Annotated in this window: 13 protein-coding genes; 4 read left to right on the top strand and 9 right to left on the bottom strand. The window is 69.1% G+C overall.

Annotated features, from left to right (window positions below; genetic code table 11):
- Nucleotides 1-11: 11 nt before the first annotated feature.
- The 3 genes from ACXYX3_RS25405 to ACXYX3_RS25395 are packed head-to-tail and all read right to left on the bottom strand — an operon-like array spanning nt 12 to nt 3,579.
- On the bottom strand, nt 12-1,052 hold the full coding sequence (locus ACXYX3_RS25405) for an ABC transporter permease (protein ID WP_241204531.1): 1,041 nt from the start codon (nt 1,050-1,052) through the stop codon (nt 12-14).
- Nucleotides 1,049-2,593, bottom strand: coding sequence for a sugar ABC transporter ATP-binding protein (locus ACXYX3_RS25400; protein WP_458609490.1), 1,545 nt, complete (start codon nt 2,591-2,593; stop codon nt 1,049-1,051). The genes ACXYX3_RS25405 and ACXYX3_RS25400 overlap by 4 nt, the downstream gene beginning before the upstream one ends.
- Nucleotides 2,590-3,579 (bottom strand): NAD(P)-dependent alcohol dehydrogenase, encoded by a 990-nt coding sequence (locus ACXYX3_RS25395; RefSeq protein WP_241204576.1) that lies wholly within the window; start codon nt 3,577-3,579, stop codon nt 2,590-2,592. Before ACXYX3_RS25395 ends, ACXYX3_RS25400 begins: the two co-directional genes overlap by 4 nt.
- Nucleotides 3,580-3,780: 201 nt before the next feature.
- Between ACXYX3_RS25395 and ACXYX3_RS25390 the strand changes: the two genes are divergently transcribed.
- The 3 genes from ACXYX3_RS25390 (at nt 3,781) to ACXYX3_RS25380 (ending at nt 7,937) form a co-directional block, all read left to right on the top strand.
- Nucleotides 3,781-4,737 (top strand): sugar-binding transcriptional regulator, encoded by a 957-nt coding sequence (locus ACXYX3_RS25390; RefSeq protein ID WP_458609489.1) that lies wholly within the window; start codon nt 3,781-3,783, stop codon nt 4,735-4,737.
- Complete coding sequence (locus ACXYX3_RS25385; RefSeq protein WP_458609488.1) at nt 4,734-5,498, top strand: GolD/DthD family dehydrogenase; 765 nt, start codon at nt 4,734-4,736, stop codon at nt 5,496-5,498. Before ACXYX3_RS25390 ends, ACXYX3_RS25385 begins: the two co-directional genes overlap by 4 nt.
- Before the next feature lie 75 nt (nt 5,499-5,573).
- Nucleotides 5,574-7,937: an NHL repeat-containing protein gene (locus tag ACXYX3_RS25380; protein WP_458609487.1), complete on the top strand. Its 2,364-nt coding sequence runs from the start codon at nt 5,574-5,576 to the stop codon at nt 7,935-7,937.
- Here ACXYX3_RS25380 and ACXYX3_RS25375 read toward each other — a convergent pair.
- The 4 genes from ACXYX3_RS25375 to ACXYX3_RS25360 all read right to left on the bottom strand — a co-directional run bounded on the left by ACXYX3_RS25375 (nt 7,934) and on the right by ACXYX3_RS25360 (nt 11,347).
- Nucleotides 7,934-9,115: a mechanosensitive ion channel family protein gene (locus tag ACXYX3_RS25375; protein ID WP_458609486.1), complete on the bottom strand. Its 1,182-nt coding sequence runs from the start codon at nt 9,113-9,115 to the stop codon at nt 7,934-7,936. The genes ACXYX3_RS25380 and ACXYX3_RS25375 overlap by 4 nt on opposite strands.
- A 168-nt stretch (nt 9,116-9,283) precedes the next feature.
- Complete coding sequence (locus ACXYX3_RS25370) at nt 9,284-9,934, bottom strand: MOSC domain-containing protein (protein ID WP_458609485.1); 651 nt, start codon at nt 9,932-9,934, stop codon at nt 9,284-9,286.
- Nucleotides 9,934-10,320 (bottom strand): DUF2237 family protein, encoded by a 387-nt coding sequence (locus ACXYX3_RS25365; protein ID WP_458609484.1) that lies wholly within the window; start codon nt 10,318-10,320, stop codon nt 9,934-9,936. Before ACXYX3_RS25365 ends, ACXYX3_RS25370 begins: the two co-directional genes overlap by 1 nt.
- Nucleotides 10,321-10,336: 16 nt before the next feature.
- Nucleotides 10,337-11,347, bottom strand: a complete 1,011-nt coding sequence (locus ACXYX3_RS25360; protein ID WP_458609483.1) for a CobW family GTP-binding protein — start codon at nt 11,345-11,347, stop codon at nt 10,337-10,339.
- Between the two features lie 75 nt (nt 11,348-11,422).
- Here ACXYX3_RS25360 and ACXYX3_RS25355 point away from each other — a divergent pair, with 75 nt between their 5' ends.
- Complete coding sequence (locus ACXYX3_RS25355) at nt 11,423-13,102, top strand: GGDEF domain-containing protein (protein ID WP_458609482.1); 1,680 nt, start codon at nt 11,423-11,425, stop codon at nt 13,100-13,102.
- Here ACXYX3_RS25355 and ACXYX3_RS25350 read toward each other — a convergent pair.
- Together ACXYX3_RS25350 and ACXYX3_RS25345 are read right to left on the bottom strand one after the other, a co-directional pair.
- Nucleotides 13,053-13,808 (bottom strand): SDR family NAD(P)-dependent oxidoreductase, encoded by a 756-nt coding sequence (locus ACXYX3_RS25350; RefSeq protein WP_458609480.1) that lies wholly within the window; start codon nt 13,806-13,808, stop codon nt 13,053-13,055. The genes ACXYX3_RS25355 and ACXYX3_RS25350 overlap by 50 nt on opposite strands.
- Nucleotides 13,805-15,058: a metal-dependent hydrolase family protein gene (locus ACXYX3_RS25345; RefSeq protein ID WP_458609479.1), complete on the bottom strand. Its 1,254-nt coding sequence runs from the start codon at nt 15,056-15,058 to the stop codon at nt 13,805-13,807. The genes ACXYX3_RS25350 and ACXYX3_RS25345 overlap by 4 nt, the downstream gene beginning before the upstream one ends.
- Between the last annotated feature and the right edge of the window lie 86 nt (nt 15,059-15,144).

Here is a 15,144-nt window from a genome sequence, read left to right as displayed (position 1 = left end):
TTCGGCTCGCCTCAGGTACGCCTCCTGGAGGACCAGACGTCGACCGCGACCGCGGCGACGATCAGCACGCCCTTGATCACGTCCTGCCAGTAGGCGGGCACCACCAGGATGTCGAGGCCGTTGTTGAGGGTCATGATCATGAACAGGCCCAGCGCGGTACCCCAGATGCTGCCGCGCCCGCCCATCAGGCTGGCACCGCCGATCACGACGGCCGCGATGGCATCGAGTTCGTAGCCCTGGCCCAGGTTCGGCGGCCCGGAGATCACGCGGGAGGCGAGCATGACACCCGAGAGTCCGGCCAGCAGCCCGGATATCGCGTACACGCTGAACAGCACGTTCTTGGCGTTGATGCCGGCGATCTCCGCGGCATTGCGGTTGCCGCCGACCGCGTACACCCGCATGCCGTAGGTGGTGCGCTTCATGATGATCGCCAGCGCGATGATGCCGATGATCATCAACAGCACGGGGATCTGCAGGCCGAGGATCTTGGTGTTGGCGATCGAGCCGAATTCGGAGGGCAGCCCGTTGATCGGTGCGCCGCCGCCGATCACATACGCCAGACCCGAGCCCGCCGTCAGAGTGCCCAGGGTGGCGATGAACGGGGGCACGTTGATGCGCGAGACCAGGATTCCGTTCACACAGCCGACGGCCAGGCCGACCAGCACGGCGACCAGCACGGTCAGCCAGACCTGGCCGGGGTTGGCCTTGGCTGTCGCCGCGGCCGACATCGCCGACACCGCGATCACGCTGCCCACCGAGAGATCGATCCCGCCGGTGAGGATCACCAGCGTCTGACCGAGCGCGATCAACGCGAACGGCGCCGCGGCGACCAGGATGGTCACCAGGTTGTCGGGGGTGGAGAAGCGTGCACTGCGGTAGCTGAAGTAGGCGATCACCAGCAGCACCACGATCACCATCGAGTAGCGCAGCAGCATGCCCGAGATCCATTGCCGCGAGAACAATTTCACCGGCTCGCCGGTGATCGGCGAGACGACGGTCGGGGCAGCCGACGGGCCGGGCGGCTGCGCGCTGCTGTCGACGTCGGTACTCATGAAGCCTCCTGCTTCGGGGTCGTCGTTGATCGGGTGTCGAGGGCGGTGGCCAGGCGGAAGACCGATTCCTGGACCTCGGGGTGGTCGAGCGCGTCGCGGTCGAGTTCGCCGACGAACCTGCCGTCGCGCATGACGAATGCGCGGTGCGAGAGCCCGACGATCTCCGGCATGTCCGACGACGCCATCAGCACCGCCATCCCGTTCGCCGCGAATTCGGTGACGATGCGGTAGATCTCGCTACGCGCACCGACGTCGACGCCGCGGGTCGGCTCGTCGAGCAGCAGGACGTTGACGTCGCCGGTGAGCCAGCGCGCCAACACCACCTTCTGCTGATTGCCGCCCGAGAGCGTGCCGACTTCCTGGCTCAGCCCGTGCGTCTTGAGCCGCACCGACGACATCACGTCGGACACCGCTTTGTTGCGGGCCCGGGCGCGCAGCCAGCCGGCCAGAGAGAACGACGAGAGCCGGGGCAGGGTGCCGTTGTCGAGCACGCTCATCGAGAGCACCACCCCGGAGAGCTTGCGGTCTTCGGGCACCATCGCCATGCCGGCGCTGATGGCCGCCGCGGGCTGATTGCGCTTGACGGTCTTGCCGCGCACGGTGATCTGACCGGCGCTGCTGGACCGGGCGCCGAAGATCGCCTCCAGCAACTCGGTGCGGCCTGCGCCGACGAGACCGGCCAAACCCACGATCTCGCCGGCGTGCACTGTGAAGGACACCGGTCCCGAGGCGCCCTCGACCTGCAGGTCGCGCACCTCGAGAACAGGGTCGGTGCCCGGTGTCGGGCGGTCGGGAAAAAGAGCGTCGAGTTCGCGGCCGATCATCGCGGTGACGATGTCGTCGTCGCTGACGTCGCCGATCGGCTTGTCGAGGATCAGCCCGCCGTCGCGCAGCACCACGACCCGGTCGGCGATCGCACGGATCTCGGCCATCTTGTGGGTGGTGTAGACCATCGCCACCCCGTGCTCGCGGAGCCGCCGCACCACCTTGTACAGGCCTTCGACCTCGCGTTCGGAGATCGCGGAGGTCGGTTCGTCGAGCATGACGACCTGCGCGCCTGTGCTGGCGGCCTTGACGATCTCGACGATCTGCCGCAACCCCACCGGCAGGCTCCCCATCCGTGCGGACGGATCGATCGCGACGCCGAAGACGGCCAGCGCGTCGCGTGCCTGGTCGATCATCGCGCGCCGGTTCAGGAACGGGCCGACGGTGAGTTCGCGCCCTACGAAGAGGTTTTCGTAGACCGACATGTTCTCGATCGAGGCCAGTTCCTGTGGCACGATCGCCACGCCGTGGCGCACCGCGTCGCGGGTGTTGCCCGGTGCCAGCGTGGCGTCGCCGACGGTGACGGTGCCGTGGTCGGCGCTGTACTGGCCGCTGATGATCTTCATCAGCGTGGACTTGCCCGCACCGTTCTCCCCGGCCAGTGCGGTGACCGTGCCGGGCTGCAGATCGAGTGTGATGCCCTGCAGCACAGGCACTCCGCCGAAGCCCTTGCGAATGTCGTTGCAGCGCAACAGCGCTTTCCCGGTGGTGCTCATCGGGGCTCCACGATCGACTTCAGGCTGGCCGGGTCGGAATCGCTGTCGAGCGCCTCGCCGACGTGCTCGAGGTCGTAGCGGCCGGTCACCATCGCGTCGAGGTCGACAGCGCCGCTGGAGACCAGGTGGATGGCCGCAGGCCAGGTGTCGGTGTAGCGGAACACGCCGGTGAGGTTGATCTCGTTGTTCGCGATGTGCGCTACGGGCAGCGGGTATTCGTCGGCGCCCATGCCGACCAGCACCACGTGCCCGGCCGGACCGACGGCCTTGATGCCGCTGACCACCGCGGCCGGCACGCCGGTGGCGTCGACGAACGCGTCCACCGGCTCGATCGCCGCGACGTCGACCGCGGTGGGATCGAGCACCTCGGTCGCGCCGAACTGCAGCGCCTTCTCCCGGCGGGAGGCGACGAGGTCGGTGACGACGATGCGGGCGGCCCCGAACGCGCGGGCGGTCTGCGCGCAGATGACACCGATCGGTCCGGCACCGGCGATCAGGATCGAGGTGCCGGGCGCCACGTGCGCCTTGCGCATGGTCGCGATGGCGACCGACAGCGGCTCGAGCAGCGCGGCGGCATCGTCGGACATCGAATCGGGCACCGGGTGGGCCATGTCATCGTCGGTGAGCACGTACCGGCAGAAGGCTCCGTCGATCGGCGGGGTGGCGTAGAACTCGATGTGACGGCACAGGTTGTAGCGGCCCGCCCGGCACTGTTCACACCGCCGGCACGGGTGCTGCGGTTCGACCGCGACGCGCTGGCCGACGCGGGTCGGGTCGACTCCCGCGCCCACCGCGGCGATGCGCCCGGAGAGCTCGTGACCCAGGATCATGGGCTGCTCGACGACGAAGTCACCGATGCGCCCGTGCCGGTAGTAGTGCACGTCCGAGCCGCACACGCCGACGGCTGCGACCTCGACGAGAACCTGGTGATCGCCCGGTGTGGGTACCGGTCTGTCCTCGATCTGCAGGGCGCCGACGCCGGTCATGACACTGGCCCGCATGGTGGCCGGGGTCGATTCGACGGTCCCGGAACTGGCCACGGTCACATCGCACTCCCTCGCGCTCATCTGTTACACAAACCGCTCATTTGATGCTTGTGATGTGGATCATTCTCTGGGCTATGCTCACATGTCAAGCGGCTGTGCTCATATGAGCAGTGTTGATGATCGGGTGGGCAGGGAGGCGAGATGGGACCGGACGAGCTGTTCCAGCGCGCCGTCATCGCCCGCCGCTACTACCTGGAGGGACGCACCCGCGTCGAGATCGCCGAGGAATTCGGGCTGTCCCGCTTCAAAGTCGCCCGCATGCTGGAAGAGGCGCTGGAATCCGGAATGGTCGAGATCACGATCCACGATCCGGGTGCGATCGACGTCGAGCTGTCCACCGCTCTGCAGAAGCGCTACTCGCTGCAGCACGCCTACGCCGTCGTGGGTCAGTCCAAGAACACCGCCGACCGGGTCGAAGCCGTCGCGAAGGCGATGGCCGACCTGCTGCATTCCGTCCTGCGCAAAGGCGATGTGATCGGCATCGACTGCGGCCGCACGATGACCCGCATCGCCCCCTACCTGCACGATCTACCGCGGTGCGACGTCGTGCAGCTGACCGGCCTGGCCGGTGGGCTCACCTCCAACGGCGCCGACCTGACCCGGCGCATCACCGAGGTCACCGGTGGCAAGTCGTGGCCGCTCTACGCCCCCTACGTCGTCGCCGACGCCCGCACAGCGCGCAGCCTGGCGAGCACCTCGCCGATCAAGGACGCGTTCGCCAACCACTCCCGGGTGACCTGCGCCCTCGTCTCCGTCGGCGGCTGGACCGCCGAGGCGTCGCAGGTGTACACCTCGGTGCCCGACGACGAGGCCGCCGCGCTGTACGACGCCGGTGTGCGCGCCGAGACCTGCGGGCTGTTGCTCGACGAGAACGGCAGGCGCATCGCCGGTCTCGACGAGCGGCGCATGGGCATCACCGAAGCGGGTCTGCGCGCCATCCCGACCGTCATCGCGATCTGCGCCGGAGCCGAGAAGATCGTCGCCACCCGCGCCGTCCTGCGCTCCGGATTGATCTCCGGCCTGGTGACCGACACCGAGATCGCGGCCGCTGTCCTGGATGAGGACCTCGTCCCACACAGCGAAAGGACTTCACCATGACCGAGCCGGTAGTCGACCTGGACTTCCCGTTGACCGGGAAGACCGCGATGGTGACCGGAGGTGCGTCGGGCATCGGCGCAGCCATCGCCGCCGCGTTCGCGGCCAAGGGTGCCCGCGTCGCGGTCGTCGACCTCGACGGGGATGCGGCCCGGGCGCGGGCGACCGACCTCGGCGCCGACAGCAGCGGGTTCGCCGCCGACGTCGCCGATCCCGCGTCGGTCACCGCGGCGGTCGACGACGTCGTCGCCGCGTTCGGCCGCATCGACATCCTGGTCAACAGCGCCGGCATCGTGATGCTCGCCCCCGCCGAGGATCTCGGCCTCGACGCGTGGACCAAGACCATCGCGGTCAACCTCACCGGCACGTTCCTGGTCTGCCAGGCCGTCGGACAGCACATGCTCGCGGCGGGCGGGGGCGCCATCGTGAACATGGCGTCGCAGGCCGCGACGGTGGCGCTCGACCAGCACGTCGCGTACTGCGCGTCGAAGTTCGGCGTCGTCGGGGTGTCGAAGGTGCTGGCCTCCGAATGGGGCCCGCGCGGGGTGCGGGTGAACACGATCTCACCGACGGTGGTGCTCACCGAACTCGGCCGCAAGGCCTGGGACGGCCCGCGCGGCGACGAGCTGAAAAAGCAGATCCCCGCCGGTCGCTTCGCCTATCCCGACGAAATCGCTGCAGCGGCAGTCTTTCTCGCTTCCGACGCGGCGGCGATGATCACCGGCGCAGACCTGCTCATCGACGGCGGCTACACGATCCGTTAGCCGACCTTCGCGATGTGCGGGTGTTCGGCCCCGGGAGGCGTTATGTTTGCCAGGCAACACGGGGGGAGTCTGGCAATGGCATCGAGTGAGCACATCGGTCGGGTAGGGGCGCTGGCGGTCGCGCTCGGCATCGGGTACGCGGTCGCGGCCTCATCGGGCGTGGCGTGGGCGGCACCCGACACGAGCAGTGGGGCAGGCACGTCCGCCGCTTCTGACGGCATGACCAACCGTGTCGCCCACCCTCTGCGTGAGCGCGGCCCGAAAAAGCCTGCGCGACCGTCAAAAACCGATGTCGGCGGCGGAACGGCAGAATCCGGACATCCCACCGCAGAATCCGGCGACTCCGCCGCCGAGGGCACCGTCACCCGGCACGCACATCGTCCCAAGGCCACTCGGCGGGCCACCCCGGAGGCCGACCACGGGGTCGAAGGCACCTCCGACCGCGACGACGCAGCACCTCGGCCCACGCCGCGGCGATCGGTCGCCGCCAGTTTGCCCATCTCCTCGAGTGCGCCTGCGAGTTCGTCCTCGGTACCGGACTCGACCGGCCCCGCTGCACAGGCACATCCCGGCGTCACGGTGTTGAGGTCGCTGTTCGCGCCGCACACCCCCGCACACGGTTCCGACGAGCCCGACGCCCCGGCTGCTGCGCCGCTGATCTGGACGATGCTCGCCCAAGCCCGACGGCAGGTCGCCGAGGGCAGTGACGTCGGGACCACCGGCCCGCAGACCAGCACCTCCCAGACGTTGGCCGCGGAGGCTGCATCGGTGGCCGTCCCGGGCCGACCGAACGGTCCGGTCGTCGTCGGCGCCGATGGAACCCTGTATCAGGTCACCTCCGACGCCACAGGAACACGGGTCAGCATCCTCGACAGCGACGGGAACGTCGTCACCACCACGGGTTATCTGCCGGGCGGGACGGCGAACTCGCGTGTCGACTCGATCGCGGCGCGGCCGGACGGCACGCTGCTCGTGTCGACGGTCAACGGCGGCCTGAGGAACCGGTCGACCATCTCGGCGGTCGACAACCAGGGCGAGGTCACCACCGTTGCACGTCTCGTCGGCGGCGCGGGTGGCCTGACCGTGGGTGCGGACGGGTCGGTGTACACCGAGACCACGATCACCGTGCCCTTCATCCCCTACGGCTCGTACTCCTACCGCTTCGTCCGGATCTCGCCTGATGACACCGTGCGGTCACTGCCGCCCCGCACCTCGTTGACGCTGGCCGAGGACGGCACCGCCTACCTGCTGTCGAGCGGCTTCGGAAGCTCCACGCTGCGGGCATTCGACACCGCCGGGAAGTCGAAAGCGATCTTCGTGCCCTACTCGGCCTCCGCGCTGGGCGAGCCGGTGGTCGGTCCGGACGGCACGCTCTATCTGACCGCCGACGTCCGACTGTTCGGCAGCCAGACCACCCGGCTGTACACGGTCAACGGCACCTCGAGCAGTGTGCGAACCCTGTCGGGGTTGGCAGGTTTCACCGTGGTGACCGACGACGGCGTCTACCTCGAGACGCACACCTTCGACGGTGCCAAGGACAACGGGGTCGACGGGACCACCTACATCTCGAAGCTCACCCGGACCAGCATCGACACCCTCGACCCGATCGACGGCCGCATCTCGACGCTGACAGGCTTCCAGGTGACGCCGGCGGGAGCCGTGTACGCCCCCATCGTGGATCCGACCGCGGACACCACTGCCGTTGCGGTGTTCGACTCCGCCGGCAACCGCACGACGATCGTCCTGCCCGGCACGACGCCCGCCGACCCCGGATTCGTTCAGGCAATCGGCGCCGGCCCGCATGCCGACGAGTTCGGTTACGTCAGGTACTCCGCAGGCGTTGCCGACCATGTCGCAGTCCTGGGCGCCGACGGGACCGTGGTGCGGACCGTCGACCTGCCGGCGGGCGCCACCGTCGACGGTCCGGTGATCTTCGGGCCCGACGGCACGCCCTATGCCGTGGTGAGGTACCCCGCCGGCACCCTGCCCCCGGGCACGTTGGCCACCCAGGTCCTGTCTCTGTCGACAGACACCCTCACCCCGTCCGTACCCGACGGGCGCAACCCGGGCTTCGTCGACATCCAGTTCGCGCCCGACGGAACCGGTTACCTCCTGACGAGGGCAGGTTCGCCGAGCAGCATCACGGTCACCGGCTTCGACGCGCTCGGCGCGACGGGCACGAGCCTGACACTGGCCGACCCGCTCGCGGTCGACGGCACGAAACCCCTGCTGTTCGCCCCGGACGGCACGGGCTACGTCGTCGACTACGGTCCGAGCGGCGGTGCGGTGTACGCCCTGTCGGCATCGGGCGTGAGCACGCTGCTCGACATCCCCTTCGTTGCCGGCATGCCCGTGTACTACGTCGTGATCGGCGCCGATGGCACGCCGTACCTGACGACGGGCTCCGGCAACAGCACCACGGTCACGCCGCTCGCCTAACCGGTCTTCTCGAAAGCCCGGTTCCGGCGCTCGGCATCCGCGCTGCCGCTGAACAGGCCCGAATCTGCTTGTGGACCATGGTGATACCCGTTGTTCCGAAGGCCTGCCCGGTCGCTGTCGGTCTGGTGCTCGATGCGCCGCACCGGCAGCGCACCGGGGTTGCTGCGCTGCAGCCAGGCCACCATTCCCTCGCGGACATCGCAGCGCAGGTCGAAAAGCTGTCCCGCGTTCGAGGCGCTGACCAACATGCGAACCCGCACGACTCCGTCGACGGCGTCGGTCACCTGCAGCACGCCCACGCGGCCATCCCACTTGTCGTTGTTGCGCAGCAACCGGTCCAGCTCGGCCCGCATCGCATCGAACGGGACGGTGAAATCGACGTCGAGTTCCGCGGTGCCCAGCAGCTGGGTGGCGTTGCGGGTCCAGTTCTGGAACGGGGTCGTGGTGAAGTACGTGCACGGAAGCACCAGCCGGCGCTCGTCCCACAGATGGACCACGACGTAGGTCAGGGTGATCTCCTCGATCCGGCCCCATTCCTCTTCGAGGACCACGACGTCGCCGACCCTGATGGCGTCGGAGAACGCGATCTGGATCCCGGCGAACACCGACCCCAGCGAGGTCTGCGCGGCCAGACCGGCGACCACGGTCAACACTCCGGCCGAGGCGAACACCGTTCGACCGATGTCGCTGAACGACGGGAATGTCATCAGGGCCGCCGCCACGCCCAGCACCACGATGATCGCGACCGCCAGGCGGCGCAGCGTGGTGACCTGGGTGCGGATCTTGCGGCGGTGCCGGTCGGCGTCGGTCAGGCCGGTGTCCCCGCCGGCGAACCGGTCGATGATCTGCCGTTCGGCCACCGTCACGAGGCTGGCCACCATCCAGGTCATGGCACCGATCAACGCGATCAGCAGGAGATGGTCCAACCAGCCCCGCCACGATGACTGGTCGTCGGAGGTGCGTTTGATGGTCGCGGTGGCGGCGATCACCACCAGCGTCGCTCGCAGCGGCATGCGGGTCAGCTCAGCGATGTCGTGCAGCACGCGGCTGCGCCGGCCCAGCCGTTGCAGCAGCCAGGACACCGCGAGTCCCAGCACGTACGCGACGGCGACGGCGCCGGCCACCCATGCCGCAGTGGTGGCGAAGTGTGTTGCGGGCGCGAAGTTTGCATCGTCCACAGGAAGTCGGACTCCTCGGGATCGGGGTGGAAACGCGGGAACGCCGGAAACGACGCCGCGACACGGCGCCGGAAAGACATCGTCATCGACATCGGCGGCGCACCCGTCGCGTTCCCGGCTCCGGGGCAGTGCAAAACAGCCTCACGCAATCTGTCGGGTGATTGCGATTCAATTCACACGCTTGGCGACCTGGCGTTTGATCTTGTCCGGCAGGGCATCGGCCGCCGCGAGTCGGGGGAGCAGCTCCGGCTCGGTCATCAACGCCCGGAACACGAGCTCGACCGTGACGTCGTGATCGGGACGCGAGACGATCTCGATCGGGTCGCCGGCGCGCACCGTTCCGGGGGTGATGACGCGGAAGTACGCGCCGGGTAACGCGGCGGCGGTGAACGTCTTCATCCACCCGCGGATGCCCAGCCAGGTGGTGAACGTCCGGCACGGCGTGCGGGGGCTGGTGACTTCGAGAACCAGGCCGTCCGAGCCGATCACCCACCGCTCACCCACCAGTGCGCCGGTCACGTCGACGCCGCTCGTGGTGAGGTTCTCGCCGAACATCCCGTTGGTCAGCTCGCGGTCGAGTTCAGCCGCCCACCGGTCGAGGTCCTCACGCGCATAGGCGTACACCGCCTGGTCGTCGCCGCCGTGGTAGCGGCGATTGCAGATCGAGTCCCCGACGACGCCGCTGCCCAAGCCGTCCTTGCGCGGCCCGGGAGCCCGCACCTCGAGAGCCTCGGCACTCGGCCGCTTGTCGATTCCGGTGCGTAGCTCGCCCAAATCGGTGGGCACGGGCGCCGTGTTCACCGTCAACACCGAGGCCATCACAGGTCCGCCAGATCGTCGGGAACGTCGACGGCGTAGGTCGCCAGCACCTCGAGCGGAACGGCGTCGAGGGTGCGTTCGTTCGTCGAGGCCAGCACCACGGGGCAGGCCTGCCCGTCCTGGTGTGCCCGCAGCCAGTTGCGTGCCGTCACGCACCAGCGGTCACCGGGCACGAGGCCGGGAAACCGGTAGGCGGGCATCGGTGTACTCAAATCGTTGCCGATGGACCGCTGATGAGCCAGGAACTCCGCGGTCACGACGGCGCAGGTGGTGTGCAGGCCGGCATCGTCGTCGCCGGTGCTGCAACAGCCGTCGCGATAGAACCCGGTCAGAGGTTCGGTGCCGCAGGGGTCCAGCGGCTCGCCGAGCACATTGAGATCTGCCACGGACTCAGCCTAGGTGTCAGATGCTGAGTCGGCGGTAGCGCTGCAGCCGCCGGATGGCAGGCGCCGGCGCGGTCCCGTCCTTCGGCGCCAGCGCGGCCGACACGGCAGCGTGCACGCTCTCGGTGTCGAGGTGCATGCCGATCGCGACCAGGGAGTTGGCGGGAGCTTGCGCGGGGGCGGGTGCCACGTGCACGGACGCACCGACGACATTCACCACGTAGCGGCGCACCGCGCCGCGGAATCGGACCGCGACCGTGCCCTTCATCCGGTACACGCCCGCCGGCGGTTCCTCGAGCAGATCCAACACCGCGCCGGGATCCACACACCCGTCGCTGAGCACGGTCACCGAGTCGGCATGCGTGTGGTCGTGCGGACGGTCGTCCTCGCCCGCTTTCAACAGCTCCTGGAAGCTCAGCTGCCCCATCTGCTCGTCGGCGGCGACGTCGAACAGCAGCGCGGGGTCGATCCGCCCGGCCGTGGCGCCCACGATCTGCGCATGCGGGTTGGTCCCGCGCACGCGCTCGGCCACCCGTCGCAGCGTGGCGTCCGGATCGGCGACTCGGTCGAGCTTGTTGACCACGACCAGCGTCGCGGCCCCGTAGCGTGCCGGCGGTGCGGCATCCCTGTCGACGGTGTCGAAGTGGGTGACCGCATCCAGCACATCGACCACGCCGCCCGAGCGGCTCCCGTCGACGCCGCTGAACCGGATGATGCGGGAGATCGCCACCGGGTCGGCCAGTCCGCTCGCCTCCACGATGATCGCGTCGAGGCGCAGCCGCGGATCGGCGAGCCGGGTCAGCGCCACGTCGAGACCGCCGTCATCAGGCAGGCAGCAGATGCACCCTCCCGCGATCGATGCGGGTTCGTCGACCTGGCCGGTGACCAGGCCGGCGTCGACGTTGAGCTCGCCGAAGTCGTTGATCACCACGCCGATTCGAGCGTCGGGGCTGCGCAGCACGTGGTTGAGCAACGTCGTCTTGCCGGCGCCGAGATAGCCGGTCAGCGCGATGACGGGGATCGGTTGCACAGCTGGGCAGGCTACCGGGGTGGCGGGAAGAAATGACGGCGTCCAGGATTCGCCGGTAGCATCAGCGTCCGCGCCGTGAGCGCGGATCGTGGGGTGGAACGGGTGCGCGGCGATATGGACGGTGGCACGGCCGACGAGCCGTCGCTCCCCGATGCCGCCTCTGACCTGCAGGTGCTCCGGGCCCTGCTGCGTATCGCCGAGGCGGTCGCCCGGGCCGACGGGTTCGACGAGGCCCTCGAGGTGATCGCCGAGCAGGCGCTCGCCGCGGTGCGGGCGTCGTCGCTGTCGATCAGCCGCTGGGAGGCCGACCTCGCATCGCTGCGGACGATCATCAACGTCGGCGATCTGGCCCCCGGCGAGACCCGCTGGCCCACCGACGAGTACTACCCGATGGGCGGCGACCCGCACGTGGCGGAGTTGCTGCTACACGGCCGCCCCTATCTCAACGCCCTCGACGAGCCCGACTGCCCGCCGCACTGCGTCGCCTGGCTGGAGCAGATCGGCAAGGAGAGCGAGATCGCCGTGCCGATCATGAGCGGCGACTCGATGTGGGGCGAGATCTGGGCCTCCGGTGACGACGGCCGACGCTTCGACCTCGGTGACGCGCAGCTGCTGTCGGCCATCGCCGCGTACATCACGGTGGCGCTCAACCGCTCCGAGACGCTGAACACCGTGTGGGGCTACGCGATGCAGGACCCACTCACCGGCATCGCCAACCGACGCGCAGTCGATCAGCGATTCGCCGAATTGGACTGGGAGACATCGACTCCAGTGGTGATGCTGTGTGATCTGGACGGCTTCAAGCGGATCAACGACCGGGACGGACATCCCGCGGGGGACCAGCTGCTGCGTGATGTCGCAGCAGTGCTCGGCAGTCAGGCCGACACCGTCGAGGGTGCCATCGCCGCCCGGCTGGGAGGTGACGAGTTCTGCATCGTGCTTCCCGATGCGACGTTGGCGTCGGCGCAGGTGTTCGCCACCGATGCCACCCGTGCGCTGCACGACGTCGTCGATCGCGAGGTGAGTCTGTGCTGGGGCGCCGCGACGACGGGCCCGAACGTGCGCAGCGCCGCAGAGTTGCTGGCCGCCGCCGATGCCGCGCTGCTGCATGCCAAGCGGCAAGGACCGGCCCGCTACAGCACCGGTGCGTCCCCGTCACCGGATGCGCGAGATCTCACCGGCTGGGACCGGCGCTCGGGTCCGCGGCGCGCCGTCGACCGGTTGGCCTCCGATGTGGTGCGGATGCTCGACGAACAGCCCGACATGACGCTTGCTTCTGCGTTGGAGGCGTTGGCCGTCGCCCTCGCGCAGGCTCTCGACGCCGCAGCGTGGGCGATCTCGGAGACCGCCGGGGGAGGGACGATGCTGCGGATGGTCAGCAACGTCGCGAGTGTGCGCAAGCGGGAGGCGGGGCTGACCGTGCTCGTCGATTACGGACCGCCGCACTACGCCCTCGCCGATTACCCCGCGTCGGCGCGCGCGATCGCCGACGGTTCGACGTTTCTGGCGGCGGTGGGGATGGAATCCGCCGATCCCGATGAGATCGCCCTCCTGCGCGAGCTGGGGTACCGGGCGGTGCTCGGCGTCGGCGTGCCCGCCGGGGACACCGGCTATCTGTTGGAGATCTATTCCCACGACGGGTATACCGATCTGGCCGAGATAGCACCGCTGGCACGGGTTCTCGCCGCATACTGCGTCACTCGCGTCAGCGGTAACCAGCCGAGCCGCCGTCGGCCATCAGTGTCTGACCGGTGACGAACGCGGCATCGTCGCTCAGCAGGAAGCACACCACGGGGCCGATGTCGGTCGCCACGTCGCCGAGCCGGCCGAGCGGGACTGCGCGCACGGTGCGCTCGTAGGTCTGCGGGTCCATCTCCCGCCACGCCCTGATGCTCTCGGTCTCGGCGTACGGGCAGACCACGTTGACGCGGATGCGGTGACGCCCCCATTCCAGCGCTGCGACCTTCGACATCCCCCGGATGGCTTCCTTCGCCGCGCCGTAGGCGCCGAACCGCGGCAGGCCCTGGGTCCCCGACCCCGAGCCGAGGTTGACGATGCTGCCGCCGCCGTTGCTCGCGAACACGGGATACACCGCCTGCATCAGCCTGAAGGTGGCTCGCGGCCCGACGTCGAACACGAGGTCGTAGTCCTGCTCGGTGATGTCCTGAAAAGCCGTGGGCTCGTTGGTCGCAATCGCGTTGTTCACCAGGGCGTGCACCGTGCCGAAGGCGTCGACGGCCGCCGCCACGATGCGCTCGGCGGCGTCGCTCTCGCGCAGGTCCACGGCCAGCGAATCGACGGAACCCTCGGACAGCTCCGCGGCCGTCGCGCGCAGCAGCTCCTCGTCGCGGTCCACCAGCAGCACCGACGCGCCGCGCGTGGTCAGCGCCCTGGCGATGCCCTTGCCGACGCCGCGGGCGGCGCCTGTGACGATGACGGCCCGTCCGGCCAGTTCCGTCATGCCGGCGCTCCCTTCACGATCACTCCGTCCCTGACGATGGTGTGCAGGTTCGCCGCCGGATCACCCAGCAGAGTCAGATCGGTCGTCGGGTCTCCGTCGACCAGCAGCACGTCGGCCCATGCGCCGACGGTGATCTCACCGAGCCGGGCCGACCGGTAGGGGTCCCGGTCACCGGCCATGCGAAGGAGCGCGGCATTGCCTGACGTGACGAGCTTGAGGGCGGTGACGGCGCTCATGTACTCGCCGAGCCGTACCAGCATCGCGCTCTGGAGACCGACGTGCTCGGGCTCGAACAGCAGGTCGGTACCCCAGGCGAGCCGCACACCGTGGGTGGCGGCCCAGCCGAAGAGCTGGTCGGTGCCGGCGCAGATCTCGCGGTTTTTCTCGGCGCTGTCCGGGTTCGCGAACGTGTGATCGTGTTCGGCGAAGGGCTGGGTGGACAGCCACACCTCACGTTCGGCGAGCATCGCGATGGTGGGTTCGTCAGCGAGGTGGCCATGCTCGATCGACTTCACCCCCGCCTCGACGGCGCGGCGGATCCCGGTGACGTTGTAGACGTGCGTGGCGACGTAGGTGCCGTAGTCCTCGGCGGCCTGCACCGCGGCCCGGATCTCGGCAGGTGTGAACTGCACCGTGTAGAGCGGGTCGTACAGCGAGGCCGCGCCGCCGCCGACCATCAGTTTGATCTGGCTGGCCCCGAGCTTGAGCTGTTCGCGCACCGCGGCCAGTACGCGGTCAGGCCCGTCGGCCACGCGCATGAAGCCGATCTGCTCGGCGCGGGATTCATTGCCGCCCAGCGCAGTCGGCCGTTCGTAGACGAAACCGAAATCCCCGTGGCCGCCGGTCTGCGACAGCGCAGCCTGGCTGGGATAGATGCGCGGCCCCAGCGCAGGACGGGCGTCGATCACCGCCTTGAGGCCTGCGGTGTCGCCGGCCATGTCGCGCACCGTGGTGAAGCCGCGCATCAGGGTGTCGGTGGCGCCGGCCAGCGCCGTGGCGGCGAGCAGTGTCTGCGAGCCCATGGCGAGGTTCAGCAGCGAGTTCGACATGCCCACCAGGTGCACGTGCGCGTCGATCATGCCGGGCATAAGGGTGCGTCCGGCGCCGTCTATCACGACGGTGTGGTCGTTCTCGGCGATGGGTGACCGTTCCACTGCGGCGATCGTGCGGCCCTGGATCAGCACGTGCCCGTCGGTCGTCCGATCGGAGAGCCCGTCGAAAATCCGCACGTTCTTGATCAGCAGGGGCATGGCGCTCACGCTAGCCGGTGACAGACACCCAGAAGCGGACACCGAAAAGCCGGACCCGCATTGCGGGCCCGGCTGGGGTTCGGTGG

This window comes from Mycobacterium sp. Panama NTM2 (assembly GCF_054355555.1).
This window is presented reverse-complemented; position numbering and strand designations above follow the sequence as displayed.

Bases quoted from the DNA above. Each gene is read 5' to 3' on its own strand.
- ACXYX3_RS25405 (WP_241204531.1), bottom strand. From the start codon at position 1,052: ATGAGTACCGACGTCGACAGCAGCGCGCAGCCGCCCGGCCCGTCGGCT.
- ACXYX3_RS25400 (WP_458609490.1), bottom strand. From the start codon at position 2,593: ATGAGCACCACCGGGAAAGCGCTGTTGCGCTGCAACGACATTCGCAAG.
- ACXYX3_RS25395 (WP_241204576.1), bottom strand. From the start codon at position 3,579: ATGACCGGCGTCGGCGCCCTGCAGATCGAGGACAGACCGGTACCCACA.
- ACXYX3_RS25390 (WP_458609489.1), top strand. From the start codon at position 3,781: ATGGGACCGGACGAGCTGTTCCAGCGCGCCGTCATCGCCCGCCGCTAC.
- ACXYX3_RS25385 (WP_458609488.1), top strand. From the start codon at position 4,734: ATGACCGAGCCGGTAGTCGACCTGGACTTCCCGTTGACCGGGAAGACC.
- ACXYX3_RS25380 (WP_458609487.1), top strand. From the start codon at position 5,574: ATGGCATCGAGTGAGCACATCGGTCGGGTAGGGGCGCTGGCGGTCGCG.
- ACXYX3_RS25370 (WP_458609485.1), bottom strand. From the start codon at position 9,934: ATGGCCTCGGTGTTGACGGTGAACACGGCGCCCGTGCCCACCGATTTG.
- ACXYX3_RS25350 (WP_458609480.1), bottom strand. From the start codon at position 13,808: ATGACGGAACTGGCCGGACGGGCCGTCATCGTCACAGGCGCCGCCCGC.
- ACXYX3_RS25345 (WP_458609479.1), bottom strand. From the start codon at position 15,058: ATGCCCCTGCTGATCAAGAACGTGCGGATTTTCGACGGGCTCTCCGAT.